Source organism: uncultured Granulicatella sp. (genome assembly GCF_963515095.1).
Taxonomy (GTDB): domain Bacteria; phylum Bacillota; class Bacilli; order Lactobacillales; family Aerococcaceae; genus Granulicatella.
The window spans coordinates 1-19,649 of the sequence record NZ_CAUPXD010000011.1 but is presented as its reverse complement, the minus strand read 5'-3'; the positions used below and the strand labels follow the sequence as shown (position 1 = coordinate 19,649).

Annotated in this window: 21 protein-coding genes; 19 read left to right on the top strand and 2 right to left on the bottom strand. The window is 33.3% G+C overall.

The window, feature by feature from the left end; translation table 11 throughout:
• The first annotated feature begins 42 nt into the window (after positions 1 to 42).
• The 4 genes from RWL86_RS03975 to pepF all read left to right on the top strand — a co-directional run bounded on the left by RWL86_RS03975 (position 43) and on the right by pepF (position 4,289).
• Positions 43 to 1,590 (top strand): ClC family H(+)/Cl(-) exchange transporter, encoded by a 1,548-nt coding sequence (locus tag RWL86_RS03975; protein ID WP_314077285.1) that lies wholly within the window; start codon positions 43 to 45, stop codon positions 1,588 to 1,590.
• Positions 1,591 to 1,642: 52 nt separating this feature from the next.
• Positions 1,643 to 1,924 (top strand): hypothetical protein, encoded by a 282-nt coding sequence (locus RWL86_RS03970; RefSeq protein ID WP_314077284.1) that lies wholly within the window; start codon positions 1,643 to 1,645, stop codon positions 1,922 to 1,924.
• Between the two features lie 240 nt (positions 1,925 to 2,164).
• Entirely contained in the window at positions 2,165 to 2,365 is a 201-nt protein-coding gene (locus RWL86_RS03965; RefSeq protein ID WP_006703068.1) for a cold-shock protein, read from the top strand.
• Positions 2,366 to 2,501: 136 nt separating this feature from the next.
• Entirely contained in the window at positions 2,502 to 4,289 is a 1,788-nt protein-coding gene (pepF, locus tag RWL86_RS03960) for an oligoendopeptidase F (protein ID WP_314077283.1), read from the top strand.
• Positions 4,290 to 4,398: 109 nt separating this feature from the next.
• Here the strand turns inward: pepF and zwf are convergent, their stop codons facing one another.
• Positions 4,399 to 5,859 carry a glucose-6-phosphate dehydrogenase gene (zwf, locus tag RWL86_RS03955; RefSeq protein WP_314077282.1) on the bottom strand — a complete coding sequence of 487 codons (1,461 nt, stop codon included), beginning with the start codon at positions 5,857 to 5,859 and terminating at the stop codon, positions 4,399 to 4,401.
• Between the two features lie 191 nt (positions 5,860 to 6,050).
• Here zwf and RWL86_RS03950 point away from each other — a divergent pair, with 191 nt between their 5' ends.
• Positions 6,051 to 6,839 (top strand): DUF1189 family protein, encoded by a 789-nt coding sequence (locus tag RWL86_RS03950; protein WP_314077281.1) that lies wholly within the window; start codon positions 6,051 to 6,053, stop codon positions 6,837 to 6,839.
• A 38-nt stretch (positions 6,840 to 6,877) separates the two neighbouring features.
• Here RWL86_RS03950 and RWL86_RS03945 read toward each other — a convergent pair whose 3' ends face one another.
• Positions 6,878 to 8,209 carry a DEAD/DEAH box helicase gene (locus tag RWL86_RS03945; protein WP_314077280.1) on the bottom strand — a complete coding sequence of 444 codons (1,332 nt, stop codon included), beginning with the start codon at positions 8,207 to 8,209 and terminating at the stop codon, positions 6,878 to 6,880.
• Between the two features lie 197 nt (positions 8,210 to 8,406).
• Here RWL86_RS03945 and RWL86_RS03940 point away from each other — a divergent pair, with 197 nt between their 5' ends.
• The 14 genes from RWL86_RS03940 (at position 8,407) to RWL86_RS03875 (ending at position 19,522) form a co-directional block, all read left to right on the top strand.
• Positions 8,407 to 9,015, top strand: a complete 609-nt coding sequence (locus RWL86_RS03940; RefSeq protein ID WP_314077279.1) for a superoxide dismutase — start codon at positions 8,407 to 8,409, stop codon at positions 9,013 to 9,015.
• Between the two features lie 365 nt (positions 9,016 to 9,380).
• On the top strand, positions 9,381 to 10,607 hold the full coding sequence (locus RWL86_RS03935; protein WP_314077278.1) for a glycosyltransferase family 4 protein: 1,227 nt from the start codon (positions 9,381 to 9,383) through the stop codon (positions 10,605 to 10,607).
• Complete coding sequence (locus tag RWL86_RS03930) at positions 10,604 to 11,476, top strand: NAD(P)-dependent oxidoreductase (protein WP_314077277.1); 873 nt, start codon at positions 10,604 to 10,606, stop codon at positions 11,474 to 11,476. Before RWL86_RS03935 ends, RWL86_RS03930 begins: the two co-directional genes overlap by 4 nt.
• A gap of 98 nt (positions 11,477 to 11,574) precedes the next feature.
• Positions 11,575 to 11,805, top strand: a complete 231-nt coding sequence (locus RWL86_RS03925; protein ID WP_006703055.1) for a YkuJ family protein — start codon at positions 11,575 to 11,577, stop codon at positions 11,803 to 11,805.
• An 83-nt stretch (positions 11,806 to 11,888) separates the two neighbouring features.
• Positions 11,889 to 13,109 (top strand): homoserine dehydrogenase, encoded by a 1,221-nt coding sequence (locus RWL86_RS03920; protein WP_314077276.1) that lies wholly within the window; start codon positions 11,889 to 11,891, stop codon positions 13,107 to 13,109.
• Positions 13,110 to 13,112: 3 nt separating this feature from the next.
• Positions 13,113 to 14,003, top strand: a complete 891-nt coding sequence (thrB, locus tag RWL86_RS03915; RefSeq protein WP_314077275.1) for a homoserine kinase — start codon at positions 13,113 to 13,115, stop codon at positions 14,001 to 14,003.
• A 16-nt stretch (positions 14,004 to 14,019) separates the two neighbouring features.
• The gene (locus RWL86_RS03910; protein ID WP_314077274.1) at positions 14,020 to 14,550 is read left to right on the top strand and encodes a YqeG family HAD IIIA-type phosphatase; all 531 of its coding nucleotides are present in this window, start codon (positions 14,020 to 14,022) and stop codon (positions 14,548 to 14,550) included.
• Positions 14,543 to 15,658 (top strand): ribosome biogenesis GTPase YqeH, encoded by a 1,116-nt coding sequence (gene yqeH / locus RWL86_RS03905; protein WP_314077273.1) that lies wholly within the window; start codon positions 14,543 to 14,545, stop codon positions 15,656 to 15,658. The genes RWL86_RS03910 and yqeH overlap by 8 nt, the downstream gene beginning before the upstream one ends.
• Before the next feature lie 15 nt (positions 15,659 to 15,673).
• A complete protein-coding gene (yhbY, locus tag RWL86_RS03900) occupies positions 15,674 to 16,000 on the top strand; it encodes a ribosome assembly RNA-binding protein YhbY (protein ID WP_006703050.1) in 327 nt (108 codons plus the stop codon).
• A 1-nt stretch (position 16,001) separates the two neighbouring features.
• Complete coding sequence (locus RWL86_RS03895; protein WP_314077272.1) at positions 16,002 to 16,628, top strand: nicotinate-nucleotide adenylyltransferase; 627 nt, start codon at positions 16,002 to 16,004, stop codon at positions 16,626 to 16,628.
• Positions 16,625 to 17,227, top strand: a complete 603-nt coding sequence (gene yqeK, locus RWL86_RS03890) for a bis(5'-nucleosyl)-tetraphosphatase (symmetrical) YqeK (protein ID WP_314077271.1) — start codon at positions 16,625 to 16,627, stop codon at positions 17,225 to 17,227. The genes RWL86_RS03895 and yqeK overlap by 4 nt, the downstream gene beginning before the upstream one ends.
• Positions 17,224 to 17,586, top strand: coding sequence for a ribosome silencing factor (gene rsfS / locus RWL86_RS03885; RefSeq protein WP_314077270.1), 363 nt, complete (start codon positions 17,224 to 17,226; stop codon positions 17,584 to 17,586). The genes yqeK and rsfS overlap by 4 nt, the downstream gene beginning before the upstream one ends.
• Complete coding sequence (locus tag RWL86_RS03880) at positions 17,583 to 18,338, top strand: class I SAM-dependent methyltransferase (protein WP_314077269.1); 756 nt, start codon at positions 17,583 to 17,585, stop codon at positions 18,336 to 18,338. The genes rsfS and RWL86_RS03880 overlap by 4 nt, the downstream gene beginning before the upstream one ends.
• 8 nt (positions 18,339 to 18,346) lie before the next feature.
• On the top strand, positions 18,347 to 19,522 hold the full coding sequence (locus RWL86_RS03875; protein WP_314077268.1) for a nucleotidyltransferase: 1,176 nt from the start codon (positions 18,347 to 18,349) through the stop codon (positions 19,520 to 19,522).
• The last annotated feature ends 127 nt before the right edge of the window (positions 19,523 to 19,649 follow it).

Here is a 19,649-nt window from a genome sequence, read left to right as displayed (position 1 = left end):
TGGTATAATAGAAATAATTAGAAATTGAAAGGATGTTTTAAAGTGGGATTGTTTAATAGTAAACAATTTGGGAAAAGCAGTTATATTGCAATAGGGGCTATTATAGGAATACTAGTTGGAACAACTGTTAGTTTATTCCGGTTATTTCTTGGGAAAACATTAGAAGGAGTTGTTGTTGTTTATTCTTATTTGCAAGAAGCTCCTCAATGGCTACCGGTATGGATTGTTTTTTCTATGATTATGGCTGTTATTTTAGGACAAATTGTTAAAAGTGAGCCGGATATTAAAGGAAGTGGGATTCCACAAGTAGAGCTACAATTACAAGGTAAGATGGATATGAATTGGTGGTCTGTTTGTTGGAAAAAATTCGTTGCGGGATTTATTTCAATTGGTTCAGGCTTGCTATTAGGAAGAGAAGGCCCATCGATTCAATTAGGAGCTTCTGTTGCTCAAGGGGTAGCGGAAGGATTAAAAAGTAATCGAGTTCAAAAAAATATATTTATTTCAAGTGGGGCGGGAGCAGGATTAGCAGCAGCGTTTAACGCACCAATTGCTGGGTTAATGTTTGTATTAGAAGAAGTTCATCATACATTTAGTCCATTAGTTGCTTTAACAACATTAACAGCTGCTATCGTTTCGAATTTCGTATCGTTAAATATTTTTGGAGCTCGTCCTTCTTTAAATTTAGGAAATGATCAAATCTTTCCAATGAGCCATTATGGTTATGTTATTTTATTAGGAATTGTTTTAGGTTTATTTGGATGGGTTTATCATCATTATACCTTGCAATTACCAGCGATTTATGGAAAATTATTTCCGTTTATTCCAAATTATTACTACTGTATGGTTGCCTTTATTGCCATTATTCCATTAGGTTTATGGAATCCACACGTATTAGGTGGAGGTGGCGAAATGATTTTAGAATTGCTTCAAGAAAATCATACCGTACAATTTTTAGCATTTTTATTTATTCTTCGATTATTTTATTCAATGCTTTCATACGGGACAGGGTTACCAGGGGGGATTTTCTTACCGATTCTTTCACTTGGTGCGCTACTAGGATTAGTTTATGCAGAAGTATTAATTCAATATTTTGGAGTGGATCCTAGTTTACGAGTAAGTTTTGTTTTCTTTGCAATGGCGGGGTATTTTTCAGCAATTGGGAAAGCTCCTTTAACAGCTTTATTACTCGTAACAGAAATGGTTGGAGGATTAAACCAATTAATGCCATTGGGAATTTGTACGTTGACAGCTTATATTGTAGCTGACTACTTGAAGATGGGTCCAATTTATGAAATTTTAGCAGAACGTTTAGATTCAGAACATCCGCATGAAACAAAAGGGAAACGAACAACATTTGAAGTACCGGTAATGGTAGAAAGTCCTTTAGTAGGAAAAATGATTCGAGATATTCCGTGGCCAAAAGATATCGTTATTGCGACTGTAAGAAGAGGAGCAAAAGAAGAAATTACCCGTGGAGATACAATTATGCGACCTGGAGATATCCTCATCGTTGTATGTGATGAAGGATTAGTTGGCGAAAGATTTGAAACAATGACACAATTATCCAAGGGATTACCGTTTTCTTAAACTTTATGGTATACTTCCTATGATAAATGGAAATGAAGGGGGATAGAAGGAAATGGCTGAACATAACCTAAGTCCACAAAATGATGAATTGAAAGAATTTGGAGATTCATTTGCAAAATATTCACGTAAAAATACTAGTTGGCTTTATTTATTATTCATCATCATTGTATTATTTGGTGTCGTTTATTTATTTAATACGGTGTCTAAGCGTACAAAAACACCAATTGAGGCTTATCGAGAAGAGTTTATTCAATTAAAAGAGCAAATTCAACAGCAAGAGTTGAAAATTGAACAGTTGGAACAACAAATCAAACAATTATCTGAAAAACCATAACGTTTTAAATGAAAAGAGTGAAAATTTTTCGTATTTTTTCACTCTTTTCATTATTTTATTAAGGAATCATTTGAGAGCTTTTCTAAATTTGTTCGGAAATAGACTTGTAAAAGGCTTTCAATTGTGCTATACTGACTATAGTGTTTTTGTTAGGGAAATAAATGGGATTTGAGAACTCCTTTTTGAACCACAGGCAGAAATATGAATAACCGTGCTTTTGGCACAAGGAGGAAAATGTTCATGGAACAAGGTAAAGTAAAATGGTTTAACGCAGAAAAAGGTTTTGGATTTATTGAACGCGAAGACGGAAGTGACGTATTCGTACACTTCTCAGCTATCCAATCAGAAGGATACAAATCATTAGACGAAGGCCAAGCTGTTGAATTCGAAGTTGAAGAAGGCGCACGTGGTCCTCAAGCTGCTAACGTAGTAAAACTATAATTTTATCAATTAAGAAAGAGGTTAGGAATTTCCTAGCCTCTATTTTTTTGTTTCATTAGCAATTTACTGGAATTATTTTTTTGACAGGTTTTCTAATTCGGTCTACAATAGGACTATTCTATAAAGAGGTGGTAACATGAAAGAAAGAACAGAAGTTCCAGTAGAACAAACATGGGATTTAACATTATTATTCAAAACAGAAGAGGATTATAAAAAGTCTATTGAATACTATAAACAATTGGTAGAAAATTTCTGTAAAACATTTGAAAATCAAATCAATACTGTAGAAGCGATTCATCAAAGTCTGGCAGATTATCGTGAAATTTTAGAATTACGTGGAAAAATTGTTCAATATGCAAGTTTAGCAGTCAATGCTAATACAAAAGATAGAGAAGCACAAAATCGTTTAGCACAAACGAGAAAAGTAGTAGCAGAATATGATGCAAAATTAAGTTTCTTCTCTCCAGAATTAAGCCAATTAGAGGAAGAGTTATTAGCAGAAGCTTCAAAAAATCCAGAAAATAATATTTATCTGGAAAGATTATTAGAAGATAAACAACATTTATTATCAAAAGAAGTAGAATCTGTATTAGCAGCGTTAGGAAACACATTAGATTTCCCTTATCAAAACTATAATGATATTAAATTCAAAGATATTCAATTCCCTAATTTTGAAGTAGACGGAAAAGAATTTGAAATGACATATAATAGTTTTGAAAAACGTTTAGAGTCAGCTGAAGATACAAGTGTCAGAAGAAAAGCTTTCGAAGTGTTTTCAAATACATTACGTAAATATGAACATAGTACTGCTTCTGCTTATAATGCTCAAGTTCAAAAAGAAAAAACAATGGCTACTTTAAGAGGATTTGATTCAGTTATTGATTATTTATTAGATCGCCAAAAAGTTTCTAGAGAATTATATAATCGTCAAATTGATTTAATTATGGAACATTTAGCACCTATTATGAGAAGCTATGCTGGGTTAATTGGAAGAATTTATCAGTTAGATGAAGTGCGATATGAAGATTTGAAATTAGAAGTAGATCCTCATTTTGCACCAAAAGTGAGCTATGAAGAAGCAAAAGCTTATATTTTAGATGGGTTAAAACCATTAGGAGAATCTTATCTAGCAATTATGAAGAGAGCTTTTGATGAAAGATGGATTGATTATGCAGAAACGATTGGAAAACGTACAGGAGCATTTTGTGCGTCCCCTTATGGAGCAAATTCATTTATTTTAATGTTCTTTACGGAAAGTATGAATGATGTAATGACATTAGCGCATGAATTAGGTCACGCTGGACATTTCCAATTAGCGCATCAACATCAAAATATTCAATTATCAAGACCATCAATGTATTTTGTTGAAGCACCATCTACTGCTAATGAGTTACTAGTGGAAAATTATTTATTGCAAAATGCAACAGATGCTAGAATGAAACGTTGGATTATTTCGCAAATTATTGGTAAAACTTATTATCATAATTTTGTGACGCATTTATTAGAAGCGCATTATCAAAGAGAAGTGTATCGATTAGTCGATGGAGGTAAAAATTTAGATGCAGAAACATTAAATCAAATTTATCGCCAGACATTAGAACAATTCTGGGGAGATTCTGTGGTGTTAACAGAGGGTGCGGAATTAACTTGGATGAGACAGCCACATTATTATATGGGATTATATTCTTATACGTATTCTGCTGGATTAACAATTGGAACTCAAGTTGCTAAAATGATTCAAGAGAATCCTGATAAAGCAGAGGATTGGGTTGAAGTTCTTAAAATGGGTGGTTCTAAAACTGCAGAAGAGCTTGCTAAGGCTGCAGGGGTAGATGTTTCTACGGATGAGCCATTGAGAAATACAATTGAGACAATTGGAGACTATGTACAAGAATTAATTTGTTTAACGAATAGACTTGACTGAGGTAGTACTAGGACGGCAGCAGCCCTGCGGTCTCATGCTCGTACTACAGCGTTATATTAGTTCCATTAAAAAAGAGTTAGGGGGAATCCTCTAACTCTTTTTGTTATGTCTATTTTTGTACCCAACAACGTCCGTCTTGAGCTAATAAATCAAAACTTTTTTGTGGTCCAGATGAACCTGCAGGATAATTAGGGAATTGTACAGATGACTCATTATCCCATGCTTGACGAATACGATCCACAAATTTCCATGATGCAGCAACTTCTTCCCAATGAGTGAAGTTCGTCATATCGCCTTCCATACAGTCTAAAATTAAACGTTCATAAGCTTCTGGACTACTTAAACCAAAATTCTTATCAAAGATTTTTTCTAAATGACTTGTTTGTAATCCGTATGAATTTCCTACAGCTTTTGAATTGATAACAAAGCAGAAGCCTTCTTTAGGAGTAATATGAATAGAAATTCGATTTGAAGGGCATTTTCCTTTTGTTTCATGTTCAAATAATGGTGAATCAGCTTCTTTAAACACAACATCAATCACAGTTGTTTTAGAATCTAGGCTCTTACCTGTACGAACATAAAATGGAACATCTTTCCAACGCTCATTATCGATAAAGACTTTACCAGCTACATAAGTTTCCATATTAGAATCGTCCGAAACATTTTGATCTTGACGGTAACCAGGTAAGCTATCATCTAAAGAAGGACCGTATTGACCACGAACAAAATTTTTAGCAACTTCTTCAGGAGAATAGTGACGTAATTGTTCTAAAACATTAATTTTATTTTGACGAACTGCTTCAAATGATTGAGGTGGTTCCATAGCGACTAATGCTAAAATTTGTAAAATATGGTTTTGAACCATATCTCTTAAAGCACCACTTGTTTCATAATATCCACCACGTTCTTCAACACCTACTTGTTCAGCTAGTGTAATTTGAACATTATCAATATGATCACGATTCCACATCGTTTCGAATACACGGTTTGCAAAACGAACAGCAGTAATATTTTGAATCATTTCTTTTCCTAAATAGTGGTCGATACGATAAATTTGATTTTCATCAAAAGAATGACGTAGTTGTTCATTTAAAATTTGAGCTGATACATAATCTTTCCCGAATGGTTTTTCAATAATTAAACGATTATAGCCTTTCTCTGTTAATAAAGCTTCGTCTTTTAAATGTTGAGTAATCGTTCCGAAAAATGAAGGAGCCATTGCTAAGTAGAAAATTCTATTTCCTTCGATGCCATATTGTTGGTCTAATTTTTCAGATAATTCTTTTAAGACAACATAATGATGAGTATCCGTTACATTATGTGCTTGATAGTAGAAGTGACTAGCGAATTCTTCTGCTTGAGTGATATCTTCTGTTAAACTTTGAACAGATTTTACAACAACTTCACGAAAATGTTTATCCGTCCATTCGCGTCGAGCTGTACCAATGACCGCAAAATGGTTGCGGATATATCCTTTTTGAAATAAACGAAATAGTGCTGGGTATAATTTACGACTTGCTAAATCACCTGTTGCACCAAAAAAAGTAATTAATACTTTTTGTTCTTGCATAATGAATGCCTCCTAGTTCAGATTTCTTTTCCAGTGTAAAATATAAAGGGAAAAATGTCTAATAATTGAACTGAAAATGAAATTTAATTTTGAAAAGGAAAGATAGCGTTGAAATAAAGGGCATTTCTTGCAAGAAGGAAGTAAAATGTGTTAGATTAAACACAATAGTTCAATTCGTAGGAGTGTATCAAATGACCATAAAAGAATTTTTGAGGATAGCAATTTTCAACCCAACACAATTATGGAAAATTATTGTAAAACCAATGAAGTCCTCAAAACGTGTATTTTTCTTATTAACTTTATTATTAATGTTGCCAGGGATGATTCAAATGACTGGATTATTTCACTCATTAGGGCAGGATTTAGTAGAAATTAGTCAACAATTACCAGAGTTTGAAGTAAAAAATCAGCAATTAATTACTCAAGAAAAGAATAAGGGCTTTGTTTACAAAACAGATAGTGTCATCTTTGTCTTTGACGAAAGTGGAAAGACAACGAGTGAAGATTTGTTAAATGAAACATCTTCCACAATTCCTGTATTTGCCTTATTAAAAGATGGTTTTTATTTAGAAACGAGTATTAATCATCAAAAAATTGAGCTAAGCCAGTTAGAAAATATGAATAAATCATTTTTCAAAGATATTGCTGCTACTTTCCAACAAACAATATGGTTAAGTTTACTCATTGTTTTTGTCATGTATTTTCTTTTTAATACGGTGTATTTATTTATTATTTTATGGATTGTTTCTTTTATCGTAAAAGTGATAGCTGTGTTATTTATGAAAGTATTTATTCGATTCCCAAAACCGATTGGTTGGCAAGTAGTTCTAGGAGCAGCTGTTTTACCTGTATTGATTTATACATTCATTGATCTTTTAGGAATTCGATTTATTGGACCAGGAGAGTTTATCTTCTTGGCAACTTCTTTTAATTGGGCTTTAGGCATACGAGAATTTTTAAAAAATAATCGACCATCATAAAAAAGCTGGAGAATTTTTTGTTCTCCAGCTTTTTGTCATTATTTAGTACTTTTTTTTCTTGATGATTGACGATTTTGTTTTTTTCGTTCAATTCTTTGTTTTTGTTTAATTTCATGAGTTAGTTTTTTCTTGTATCCAGGTTTGACATTTTTTTTCGCTTTTTTAATCATTCCTTTTAAGCGAGGATCTAAGTCAGAACTTTGGGTATTTTTTCTTTTTTCACGACGAGAGCGGTCATAACTTTCCACTAATTCACCATTTTTTAATTCCAATGTTTCAAAAGAAATTCCTTTTGATTCAAGTGTTTGAATGGCATGTTCTTGGTTAGGTGTGTAGAAAGTGATGGCTTGTCCAGCTAAACCATTTCGACCAGTACGTCCAACACGATGAATGAAAAATTCTAATTCACTAGGAATTTCTAAGTTAATGACATGAGAAACTCCTTCAATATCAATTCCTCGAGCTGCTAAATCTGTTGCAACTACATATTGATATTCCATTTGTTGAATTTGCTTCATCACACGACGACGTTCACGGGCAGGAATATCTCCATGAATGGTTGCCACTTTTAAATTTTTCCCACGTAAAAATGTTGTAACTTCGTCCGCTTTTTGTTTTGTATTTACGAAAATTAACATTAAGTATGGATGTCCTAATGTAATTAATTCAAATAATACTTCTAATGGATTTTGTGTTTTCGTCACTAATAATTGATTCGTAATCGTTGGTGAAACTAATTGCTTATTTTCTACATGAATAATTTTTGGATTTCCAAGATATTTTTTAAGGAATGGTTTAATTTTATCTGGAATCGTTGCAGAAAATACAGACATTTGTAAATCTTTCGGCATTCTAGAAGCAATTTCATCAACTGTTTCTAAAAATCCTAAGTCAAATGTCATATCTGCTTCATCGACGACCATCATTGTTGCCGTTTGAACAAGTAGAGCATTTTCTCGCATTAAATCAAAAATTCTTCCTGGAGTTCCAATAACGATATGAGGAGCAGTTTGTTGTAATTTTTGAACTTGACGAAGTTTATCAGTACCACCGACACATTTTTCTAACAAAATTGGAGTAGGAGCTTCTTCAATTAATTGAGAAGTTACTCGTACTAATTGTTCGGCTAATTCACGACTTGGAACAGTAATAACTAATTGTAACTCTTGTTTATCTGGGTTGATTTTATGAATTAGTGGTAGTAAGAAACTATGACTTTTTCCACTTCCTGTTTGGGATTGTCCGATAACAGATTCTCCTTTTAATAATAAAGGAATAATTTTTTCTTGAATTTTAGTTGGAGTAGAAAATGATAATTTTTCTAATGCCGTTTGTAAAAATGGTTGTAATTGATAATCTGTAAATTTCATGTTTTCATCTCTTTTCTATAATCTAATTTGAAGCGTTGTTATTATACCATAGTTTTTAATGATTTTAAAAAGAGAACCGTTAAATAATAGAAAAATCATAAAAAAGTAAGCAAAAAAATTGCGTTTACATATCAAAGAGTGTTATTCTTTAAATATCAAACAGTACGTATAACTGTACTATATAGGAGGAATTAATTATGACTTATGAATTACCAAAATTAGCGTATGAGTTCTCTGCATTAGAACCTAACGTGGATGCTTTAACAATGGAAATCCACCATGACAAGCACCACAATGCTTATGTAACAAACTTAAACGCAGCTGTAGAAAAACACCCAGCTTTATTTGAAAAAAGCGTGGAAGAATTAGTAGCAGACTTAGCATCTGTACCAGAAGATATTCGTGGAGCTGTTCGTAACAATGGTGGTGGACATGCAAACCACAGCTTATTCTGGACAGTAATTTCACCAAATGGTGGTGGTCAACCTACTGGCGAATTAGCAGCAGCAATTGATAAAAAATTCGGTGGTTTTGATGCATTCAAACAAGCATTCTCTCAAGCGGCAGCAACTCGTTTCGGTTCTGGTTGGGCTTGGTTAGTTGTTTCAAATGGTGAATTAGAAGTAGTTTCTACTCCAAACCAAGATAACCCATTAACAGATGGTAAAACTCCAATTTTAGGATTAGATGTTTGGGAACATGCTTATTACTTAAACTACCAAAACCGTCGTCCTGATTACATTGCAGCATTTTGGAATGTAGTTGATTGGAATGAAGTAGCTCGTCGTTATGAAGCTGTAAAATAATTTTTAAGAAATTTTGATTTGTTAACTCTTTGAGATTCCAGTGGGGAAGCTTGGAGAGTTTTTTTAGTATAGGAAAGTTTTTAATAGACTTCCCGGGATATAGTAGCTGGGGACGGCAGCAGCCCTGCCGGTCTCATGCCTAAAATTCGAGCCTAAGGTCTCGAATTTTCCCGTAATAAAAGCCAGTGTGGCTTTTATTACTAAAGCTACTATGGGAAGTCTTTGTTTTATGTCATATGAGATGCGTTTGTTTACGATTTTTCTTCTACTTCGTGACAGATATTGGACTATCGTATATAATAGAGATACGTGTGAAAGAATTAGAACGAATAAAAAGAAAAATAGAGATATTTAAGGAGGAACTTATGCGAGTAGGGATTTTTACAGACACCTATTTCCCTCAAGTCAGTGGTGTTGCTACGTCTGTGCGAGTATTGAAAGAAGAATTAGAACGTCTTGGACATACGGTTATTATTTTTACAACAACCGATCCAAATGCTACGATGCCTGAGTGGAATATCGTTCGCTTGGGAAGTATTCCATTGTTTTCATTTAAAGAAAGAAGAATTGCTGTTCAAGGTTTTATTGAAGCTTATAAAGTTTCTCAAGAATACGAATTAGATATTATTCATACGCAAACAGAATTTAGTTTAGGACTACTTGGGAAAATTTTAGGAGCAATGCTTGGGATTCCAACAATCCATACATACCATACGATGTATGAAAAATATTTACACTATATTGCGAATGGAAAAATTTTAAGACCAAGTCATGTGGCATATATTTCTAAAAACTTTTGTAATCAAACTCGTGGAGTGATTGCACCAAGCCAAATGACCAAAGATAAGTTATTATCTTATGGGGTTACTCAAGAAGTTCGTGTTATTCCAACAGGTGTTGAAATTCCAAAATTAAATCCACAGGCTGCAGAAGAATTACGTGAGAAGTTAGGGTATACAAAAGAGGATAAAGTACTTTTATCGTTAAGCCGTTTATCGAAAGAAAAAAATATTGCTGCGATTTTAGATGCAATGCCTACAATTTTAGAAAAAGATTCAACTGTGAAATGTTGTATTGTTGGTGGAGGACCAGAAAAAGAAGAACTTGAAAAACAAGTGGAACGTTTAGGGATTACACCTTATGTACAGTTCGCAGGTGAAGTGGAGCATCATCAAGTGTCTCAATATTATCAAATGGCAGATTTATACGTGAATGCTTCTGAGTCTGAAAGCCAAGGATTAACTTATTTAGAAGCTTTAGTGAATAAAATACCAGTTATTGCGAAGAAAAATGATTATTTACAACAATTTATTACAAAACCTGAGTTAGGAATGTTGTTTGAAAAAGATGAAGATATTGCTTCTAGCGTGTTAACTTATTTAGAATGTTGCAATCAATCTTCTCATCAAGTTGAAGAATTACAAAATCAATTATTAGAAGAAATTTCTTCTGTAACTTTTGCTAAAAGAGTAGAAGCATTTTATCAAGATGCGATTGATACGTATCAACACGATAAAGAAAATACAAAAACATGGTTAGAAAAGATGAATTTCTTCAAAATCTATGACGATGATAAGGAGACTGAAGAATGAAGAAAATAGGATTTATTGGAACGGGTGTAATGGGTTCTTCTATGGTGAAGCACTTATTAAATGTCGGTTATCCAGTTACAGTTTATAATCGTACAAAAGAAAAAGCACAAGCAGTTATCGATGCCGGAGCTACATGGGCGGATAGTCCAAAAGAAGTAGCAAGTCAGTCTGATGTTGTGCTAACAATTGTAGGATATCCAACAGATGTAGAAGAAGTTTACTTTGGAGAACAAGGGATTTTTCAGGGATTACAAGAGGGGATGGTACTGATTGATTTGACAACAAGTACGCCTTCTTTAGCGAAGAAAATTGCAGAAGAAGCTGAAAAATTCTCTTGTGAGGCGCTAGATGCTCCAGTTTCTGGTGGTGATTTAGGAGCTAAGAACGGAACATTGTCAACAATGGTTGGTGGTAAGGAGTCTGTTTTAGAAGAAGTACGTCCAATTTTAGAGACTTTTTCAAAAACAATTACGTTACAAGGAACCAATGGAGCTGGTCAACATACTAAAATGGCGAATCAAATTATGATTGCTGGAACAATGACAGGCTTAGTTGAAATGTTAGTGTATGCAAAAGCTGCAGAATTAGATTTAGAAAAAGTACTACAAACAGTTGGAGCGGGAAGTGCAGCGAACTGGTCATTATCGAATTACGGACCTAGAATTTTAAAGAAAGATTATAGTCCAGGATTTTTTGCAAAACATTTCTTAAAAGACTTACGAATTGCAGTGGAAGAATCTGAAAGAATGGGATTATTTTTACCAGCCACTTTACAAGCAAGAAAATTATATGAGACAGTTTGTGACGATGGCTTCGGAGATTTAGGAACTCAAGCTCTTATTCATTTGTATTGGACACTTCCTGAATAAATTTATAAAAAAGTATGATTTTTAAAGGGATTTTCATATAATCTAAAAAAGTTTTATGGTAGAATAGAAATTAAGAAAGCTGAAAGGGGTAAAGCAACATGAAACCTTCACAACTAGTTGCAATTGTGCAACGTCTACAAACAATGGCGGACCAAAGCACGGATATTGAAATTCGTCGTTTTGAAAAAGATGGTGTTGAAAAATGTGTTGTGACATTTAATCAAGAAGCAGATAGCTTTGAGTTAGAAGATTGTGAGACAAAACAAACATTCCAATTTGATGATATCGATTTAGTCGCAATTGAAATTTTTGAACTATTACAAGATTAATGACTTTGTGATAAACCACGGCGCCTATACAATGTGTGCTGTGGTTTTTCAATATTTATACATAAGAAAAAGTGGGGATTACGATGAAAGTAGAAAAGATTGGATTATTAGGATTTGGCACAGTTGGTAGTGGTGTCTATCATATTTTAACAAAAAATCAAGCATCAATTGAAAAGAAAACAGGAGTTTCATTACAAATTGAAAAAGCTCTTGTAAAAGAACCTGAACTATTTGCTGATAAAATTTCAGGTATTACATTTACTTCGGATGTAGACTATATTTTAAATGATGAAGAAATCTCTATTATTGTAGAAGTTTTAGGCGGAGTGGATTTTGCTTTTAACTGTGTGAAGAAAGCTTTAGAATCAGGAAAACATGTCGTAACCGCTAATAAAGATTTATTAGCAAAACATGGTGTTGAATTATCTCAAATTGCTAGAGAAAACAATGTGTATTTATATTATGAAGCAAGTGTTGGGGGCGGAATTCCTGTATTACGTCCATTAGTAGAACATGTTTCAAGTAATGAAGTAGAAGCGATTTACGGAATTGTAAATGGAACAACAAACTTTATTTTAACTTCTATGAGTCAACAAGGATTATCTTATGAAGAAGTGTTAAAAACAGCTCAGGAAAAAGGCTTTGCTGAAGCAGATCCAACAAGTGATGTAGAAGGTTATGATGCTACTTATAAATTAATCATTTTAACAAGATTAGCATTTGGAACTAATGTTTCATTCGATGCGATTCCTAAAAAAGGCATTACACAAGTGACTAAAACAGATTTACAATTAGCTAAACTTGCAGGTTATATGATTAAATTATTAGCAAGTGTTGTCGCAAATGGTGAAGAAGTATACTTAGAAGTACGTCCTTATTTTGTAAGTTTAAACCACTTATTAGCTCAAGTTGCTTATGAAAATAATGCCATTTCTGTAACAGGTGATGCTTTAGGAGAAATTTTACTATACGGAAAAGGTGCAGGCTCACATCCAACTGCAACAAGTGTGGTAGCTGATGTCATGATGATTGCAACACAACAAAATCGTAATGCAAAAGTAGTTTCATTTGAACCATTGACAGAAGCGACTAAAGTTCATACAACAACAGCTCCATTAAAAGATTATGCTGTTGTCATTGAAACTAGTAAACCAGAAGAGTTTGATGGAGTTGTGTTACCAAATCAAGCAGTATTAACAAGATTTACTCAAATTTCAGAAGCTGAGTTAGAAGAAAAAGTTTCCGCATATCAACAAGTAGACGGTGTAGAAGCAGTTAGAATCTATCCTGCGTTGGAGGCATAATCAATGAAAATTATTGTACCCGCAACAACTGCTAATATTGGATTAGGATTCGATTCCATTGGGATTGCAGTTGATTTATATTTAACATTAACGGTTGTAGAAGCTAGTAATGAATGGAAAATTGAACATCCATTTGGAAAAGCCGTACCAAGTAATCAAGAGAATTTAATTATTGAGACAGCTTTAGCAGTTTGCCCAACCTTACAACCTCACCATTTAGTGTGTGAAAGTGATATTCCAATGACAAGAGGATTAGGAAGTAGCTCTAGTGCGATTGTTGCAGGAATTGAATTAGCAAATCAATTAGGAAAATTAAATTTAACTCCGCAACAAAAAGTTGAGTGGGCAACAAAATTAGAAGGGCATCCAGATAATGTAGCTCCTGCTATTTTAGGGGGATTAGTCGTTGCGACTTATGATGCAAAAAGCCAAGAAGTTGACTATTTACAAAAAGAAATCCAATCTGATATTCAAGGGATTGCGTTAATTCCAGATTTTGAATTATCTACAAAAGCAAGTAGAAAAGTTCTTCCTAGTGAATTTGTATATTCAAAAGCGGTACAAGCAAGTAGTCGTTCAAATGTATTAGTTGCAGCACTATGGCAAGAAGATTGGGAAAATGTTTCTAAAATCGTAGAAAAAGATTTATTCCATGAACCATATCGTGAAACATTAATTCCATTTTTAACACCGGTACGTAAGCTTGCAAAAGATAAAGGAGCGATTGGCACGTACTTAAGTGGAGCGGGTCCAACCGTGATGGTGTTATCTTCAAAAGAAAATGCACCAAGTATTGCCCAATGTTTACAAGAACATTTACCAAGTGAATTAGGAAACTATAATATTCAAGTATTAACCGTCGATCAAGTAGGCGTTCGAGTTGAAAAAAGATAATAGATAGAGGAGAAATATGTCCATTAAACTAACACCAACGTGGTTTATCAAAGATTATTTATCCATTTCCATTGAGTTTTTAAAAAAACAATCGATAAAAACAATTTTTGCAGATATTGATAATACATTAGTGGAGTGGAATGAATTAGATACAAATGAAGCTTTACAAGTATGGGTTCAACAATTAAAAGAAAACCAGATTCAAATTATATTAGTGTCTAATAATCGTAAAAATCGTATTGAAAGAGTGGCTGAACAATTAGGCGTTCCGTACGTTTTTCCAGGACTAAAACCACTTCATAAAGGATTTAAAGAAGCATTGAGTCAAACGACTGCAACAAAAGATGAAATTGTGATGATTGGAGATCAGTTATTGACAGATATTTTAGGGGCAGGAACTTTTGGAATTAAAACGATCCTTGTTAAACCTTTAAAGTTATCAGATGCTAAGAAAACAAGAATCAATCGATTTTTTGAAAATGTAATTCTAACGATATTATATGGAAAAAATTACTCAGAGAAATGGGAGGAGAAAATCCATGACTGAAAACCACTACTTTTGTATGGGATGTGGCGCAACGATTCAAACAGAAAATCATGAAGAAATCGGCTATACTCCTACAAGTGTATTGACAAAAATGTTAGAAAAAGAAGAACCCGTTTATTGTCAACGTTGTTTTAGACTTAGAAATTATAATGAATTACAACCTGCTTCCTTAAGTGATGATGATTTCTTAAAAATGTTATCTTCAATTGCAGAAGAAGATGCTTTAGTTGTTTATGTTGTCGATTTATTTGACTTATATGGCAGTATGATTTCAGGGCTGAAACGTTTTATTGGAGATAATCCAGTATTATTCGTTGCCAATAAAGTGGATTTATATCCAAAATCAGTGAATCGTAATCGTTTGAAAAACTGGATTGAACGGTTTGCGAAAGAATATGGCATTCGTCCAGTCGATACAATTTTAGTGAGTGCGAATAAACGGATTCAAATTGACGAATTATTAGATAAAATAAATGAATACCGTCAGGGGAAAGATGCTTATGTAGTAGGGGTAACGAATGTAGGTAAATCTACTTTAATTAATAAATTAATTCAAAGCATCGGTGGAACAAAAGATGTGATTACAACTTCTCAATTCCCAGGAACTACATTAGGACAAATTGATATTCCATTTGATGAAAAATCAAGCTTAATTGATACTCCGGGAATTATTCACCGTCATCAAATTGCACATTATTTAGCGGAAAAAGAAGTGAAAAAAGTATTGCCTCAAAAGGAATTACAACCAAAAACTTTCCAATTAAATGCAGAACAAACGATTTTTATTGGTGGACTTGTTCGAGTGGATTATACAAAAGGGGAAAGAAATTCCTTAACATTTTATACTCCACAAACCATTGAATTACATCGTACAAAATTAGAAAAAGCAGATGAGTTTTATGCAAGACACAATGGAACGATTTTAACACCTCCTACAGGAGATAATGTTAAACAATATCCAGCTCTACAGAAGACAGTCTTTTCAATAAAAGAAAAATCAGATATCGTGATTGCAGGTTTAGGATGGATAACGATTCAAAAGCCAGGAACTATTGAAGTTTGGAGTCCAAAAGAAGTAGACGTCATTAAACGTCCATCGATTATATAAGAAGGAGGGATTGGATTGGAATTAAAGGGAAAAGAAAGACAATTTTTCAAAAAAGAAGCACATAGTATTAAGCCGATTTTTCAAATTGGAAAAGGCGGTTTAAGTGAAGAAATGATTCAACAAATCCAATTTGCGATTGAAAAACGTGAATTAATTAAAGTCAGTTTATTACAAAATACAATGGAAGAACCTCAGGAAGCTGCTGAAGTATTAGCAGAACAAACAGGTAGCACGATTATTCAAGTCATTGGACATACGATTGTATTGTATAAACAAGCTAGAAATCCAAAAAATCGTGATATTTCGATTCGATTTGCAGAATTTGTAAAAAGAGGGCGATAATATGATGCAATCCATCAAGCTTTGTCCAAAAGTGAAACAAAATGATTTTAGTGGAAAACAAAAGCGTGTTGGAATTTTAGGAGGAAGTTTTAATCCACCTCATGTAGCACATTTAATTATGGCAGAGCAAGCAAGAGTTCAGTTGAATTTAGACAAAATCTATTTTATGCCAAGCCATATTCCACCTCATGTTGATGAAAAGAAGACGATTGATGCTAATTATCGAGTAGAAATGACACAATTAGCGATACGAGATAATTATCATTTTGAACTTGAAACGATTGAATTAGAACGACCAGAAAAAAGTTATAGCTTTGATACGATTCAACTATTAAAAGAAAAGAATCCAGATGTGGACTATTACTTTATTATCGGTGGTGATATGGTGGATTATTTACCAACTTGGCATCGAATTGATGAATTAGTCCATGAAGTTCAATTTGTAGGAGTTTGTCGTCCGGGTTATCCAATAGAAACTCCATATCCAGTATTATGGATTGAAGCGCCTCAAATGGAAATTAGTTCAACACAAATTCGTAAAAATGTGTTATGGGGGCAAAGTATTCGTTACCTTGTTCCAGAAAGTGTAGAAGAATATATTTTTGAGAAAGGACTGTATCAAGAATGACAGTTTTAGATTTTTCTCCGTATTCTTCTTTGAGTCGTGAAAAAATTTTACATCAAGTGCGCTCTCAAATGAGTCAAAGAAGATTTGACCATTGTTTAAGAGTGGAAAAGAAAATCATGGAATTAGCAACATTATATGGAGCAGATGCTACAAAAGCTTCTTTAGCAGCGTTAATTCATGATTATGCAAAAGAAAGACCCTTAGAAGAATTACAAGAATTAGTGGTCAAAAAACAGTTGTCAGAACAACTACAAAATCAATCTTCTGAAATTTTACATGGACCAGTAGGTGCAGAAATTTTAAAAGATGAATTAGATATACAAGATGAAGAAATTTTAGATGCTATTCGTGAACATACGATTGGTGGAACAAAAATGACTCTATTATCCAAATGTTTATTTGTAGCAGATGCCATTGAAGATGGAAGAAATTATCCAGGAGTAGAAGAAGCAAGACAAATTGCTAGTCATAATATTGATGAAGCAGTTCGATATTTAGTAAGACATACTTTGCAGTATTTAATTGAAAAAGAAGTGTATATTTATCCTGGAACATTAGAAGTTTATAATTATTTAGTAATAGAAAGAGGAAACGTATGACAGAAAATCGTAGTAAACAATTATTAGATGTAGTATTAAAAGCAGCAGATGATAAATTAGCACAAGAAATCGTTGCATTAGAAGTGGGACACTTAACGCCTGTGGCAGATTACTTTGTCATTACTCACGGAAAAAATGAAAAACAAGTACAAGCAATTGTCGATGCAATTGAAGAAGAAGTACATAAAGAAGGCTTTGAAGTGAAAAGCATCGAAGGAAAAGACAATGCACGTTGGATTTTAATGGACTTAAATGATGTTATTGTACATGTATTTTACTATGAAGACCGTGAATATTATAATTTAGAAAAATTATGGAATGACGCACCAATCGTTAATGTTGCGAGTGAAAAAGAATGACCTATCAAACTTTTGCACATGTATATGATGAAGTAATGGATCATGAACAATACCAATTATGGGTGAAATTTACAAAAGATTCTTTTAACACGTATACGGATCGAAACATTCAAAAAGTCATGGAATTAGCTTGTGGAACGGGTGAAGTTTCGACTTTACTAACAGAGGCAGGCTATCAAGTGACTGGAGTTGATTTATCTAGCGAAATGTTAGATATTGCCAAAGAAAAATATCAACAAGATTATCCTTCGATTGATTGGGTTCAAAAAGATATGCGTGATTTAAAAGGATTAGAGACTTTTGACGCGATTACATTATATTCTGATTCACTTTGTTATTTAACAGAGTTTGAAGATACAATCAAAGTATTTAAATCTGTTTACAATCATTTAGAAGAGGATGGATTGTTTTTATTTGATGTGCATTCTTTGTATCAAATGCAAGAAGTATTTCCAGGATATCAATATCATTATACGAGTGAAAATTTAGCGTTTTTATGGCAAAGTTATGAATTAGAGGAACCTGGAAGTGTAGAACATGTCATCGATATGTTTGTTCGTGATGAATCTCAGACGAGTAAAGCATTATTTGAGCATTTTCAAGAAGTGCATGTGGAGCAAACTTTCCCTATGGAATGGTACCAAGAAGCACTTGAAATGGTAGGATTTAAAAAAGTATGGATAAAAGCCAATTTTGGTGAATCAGAAGTGGAAGAAACTTCTCCACGTTGGTTTTTTATTGCATTGAAATGAGGAATTACATGAAAGCTTGTGGAATTATTGCAGAATATAATCCATTTCATAAAGGTCATCATTATCAAATCGAACAAATTAGAAAGCAAACAGATGCGGATGTCATTGTTGTTGCGATGAGCGGGAATTTCGTTCAAAGAGGAGAACCAGCCATTGAGAACAAATGGCATCGTGCAAAAATGGCTCTAGAAAATGGGGCGGATTTAATATTAGAATTACCAACACTTTCAAGCGCACAAGCCACAGATTGGTTTGCAGCTGGAGGCGTTGGTATTTTGCATACTGCAAAATGTCAGGAAATTGCTTTTGGAGTAGAAGATTCAAGAATAGATTTTCAAGTAGCATTTGAGGAATGGAATTCATTGCAAAGACAAATGAAAGAACACGTCACGAATGACGAGATGAAATCTCTCACTTATGCCAGTCGACTTTCACTCATTTCAAAAGAGAATTTTGGAGAAAATAGTCCACTTTATCGATTAATACAACAGCCAAATCAACAATTAGGATTTGCCTATGTAAAAGAAATTTTGTCTAGAAATCTACCAATGGACTATTTAACGATTGAAAGAAAGGGAAATGGGCATCTAGATGCGAAAATCCAAGAGGAACAGTTTGCTAGTGGAACTGCATTACGGAAGCAACTATTAAAGTCTGAAAGAAATCCAAGTTTATATGCTCAATTACCTTATTTAGAAGGAGTTTCTTCAAATGAATATCGAAATAACTGGGAACAATATTGGACGTTATTGAAATACCAATTAGAACGAAGTAGTGTGGATGAATTAAGAACGATCTATCAAATGGATGAAGGAATGGAGTATCGATTCAAAAAATGCCTGCCTCAAGCAAATTCGTTTGATGAATTTATTCAATTGTTGAAAAATAAGCGTTGGACTTGGGCGAGATTACAACGATTATGTATATATGTGTTATTAGGAATCACAAAAGAGCAAGTGACACAATATTTTGAAAGTATTCGTGACCCAAAAGAAGTAACTGTTTTAGGATTTACTAAAATAGGAAGAGAATATTTAAAAACTTTACGAGAAGAAGAAACAGAATTTATTACAAATTATGCTCATCCTTCATTAGAATTACAAAAGAAATTTGATAACATTTATGATATAATGAATCCATCTGGGTATTTATCTGCTCAACAATCGATGCCTGTGATGAAATAGTGCGAAAGAAAGGATAAAAGTGAATGAAGAAAAAGTCTCTAAAACATTCATAGCATAAATGATTTCTTTCAAAATGTCAAGCGCAAGTTAAAATGTCCCGAAAAAATTAGTTTAGTACAGGTGTGCG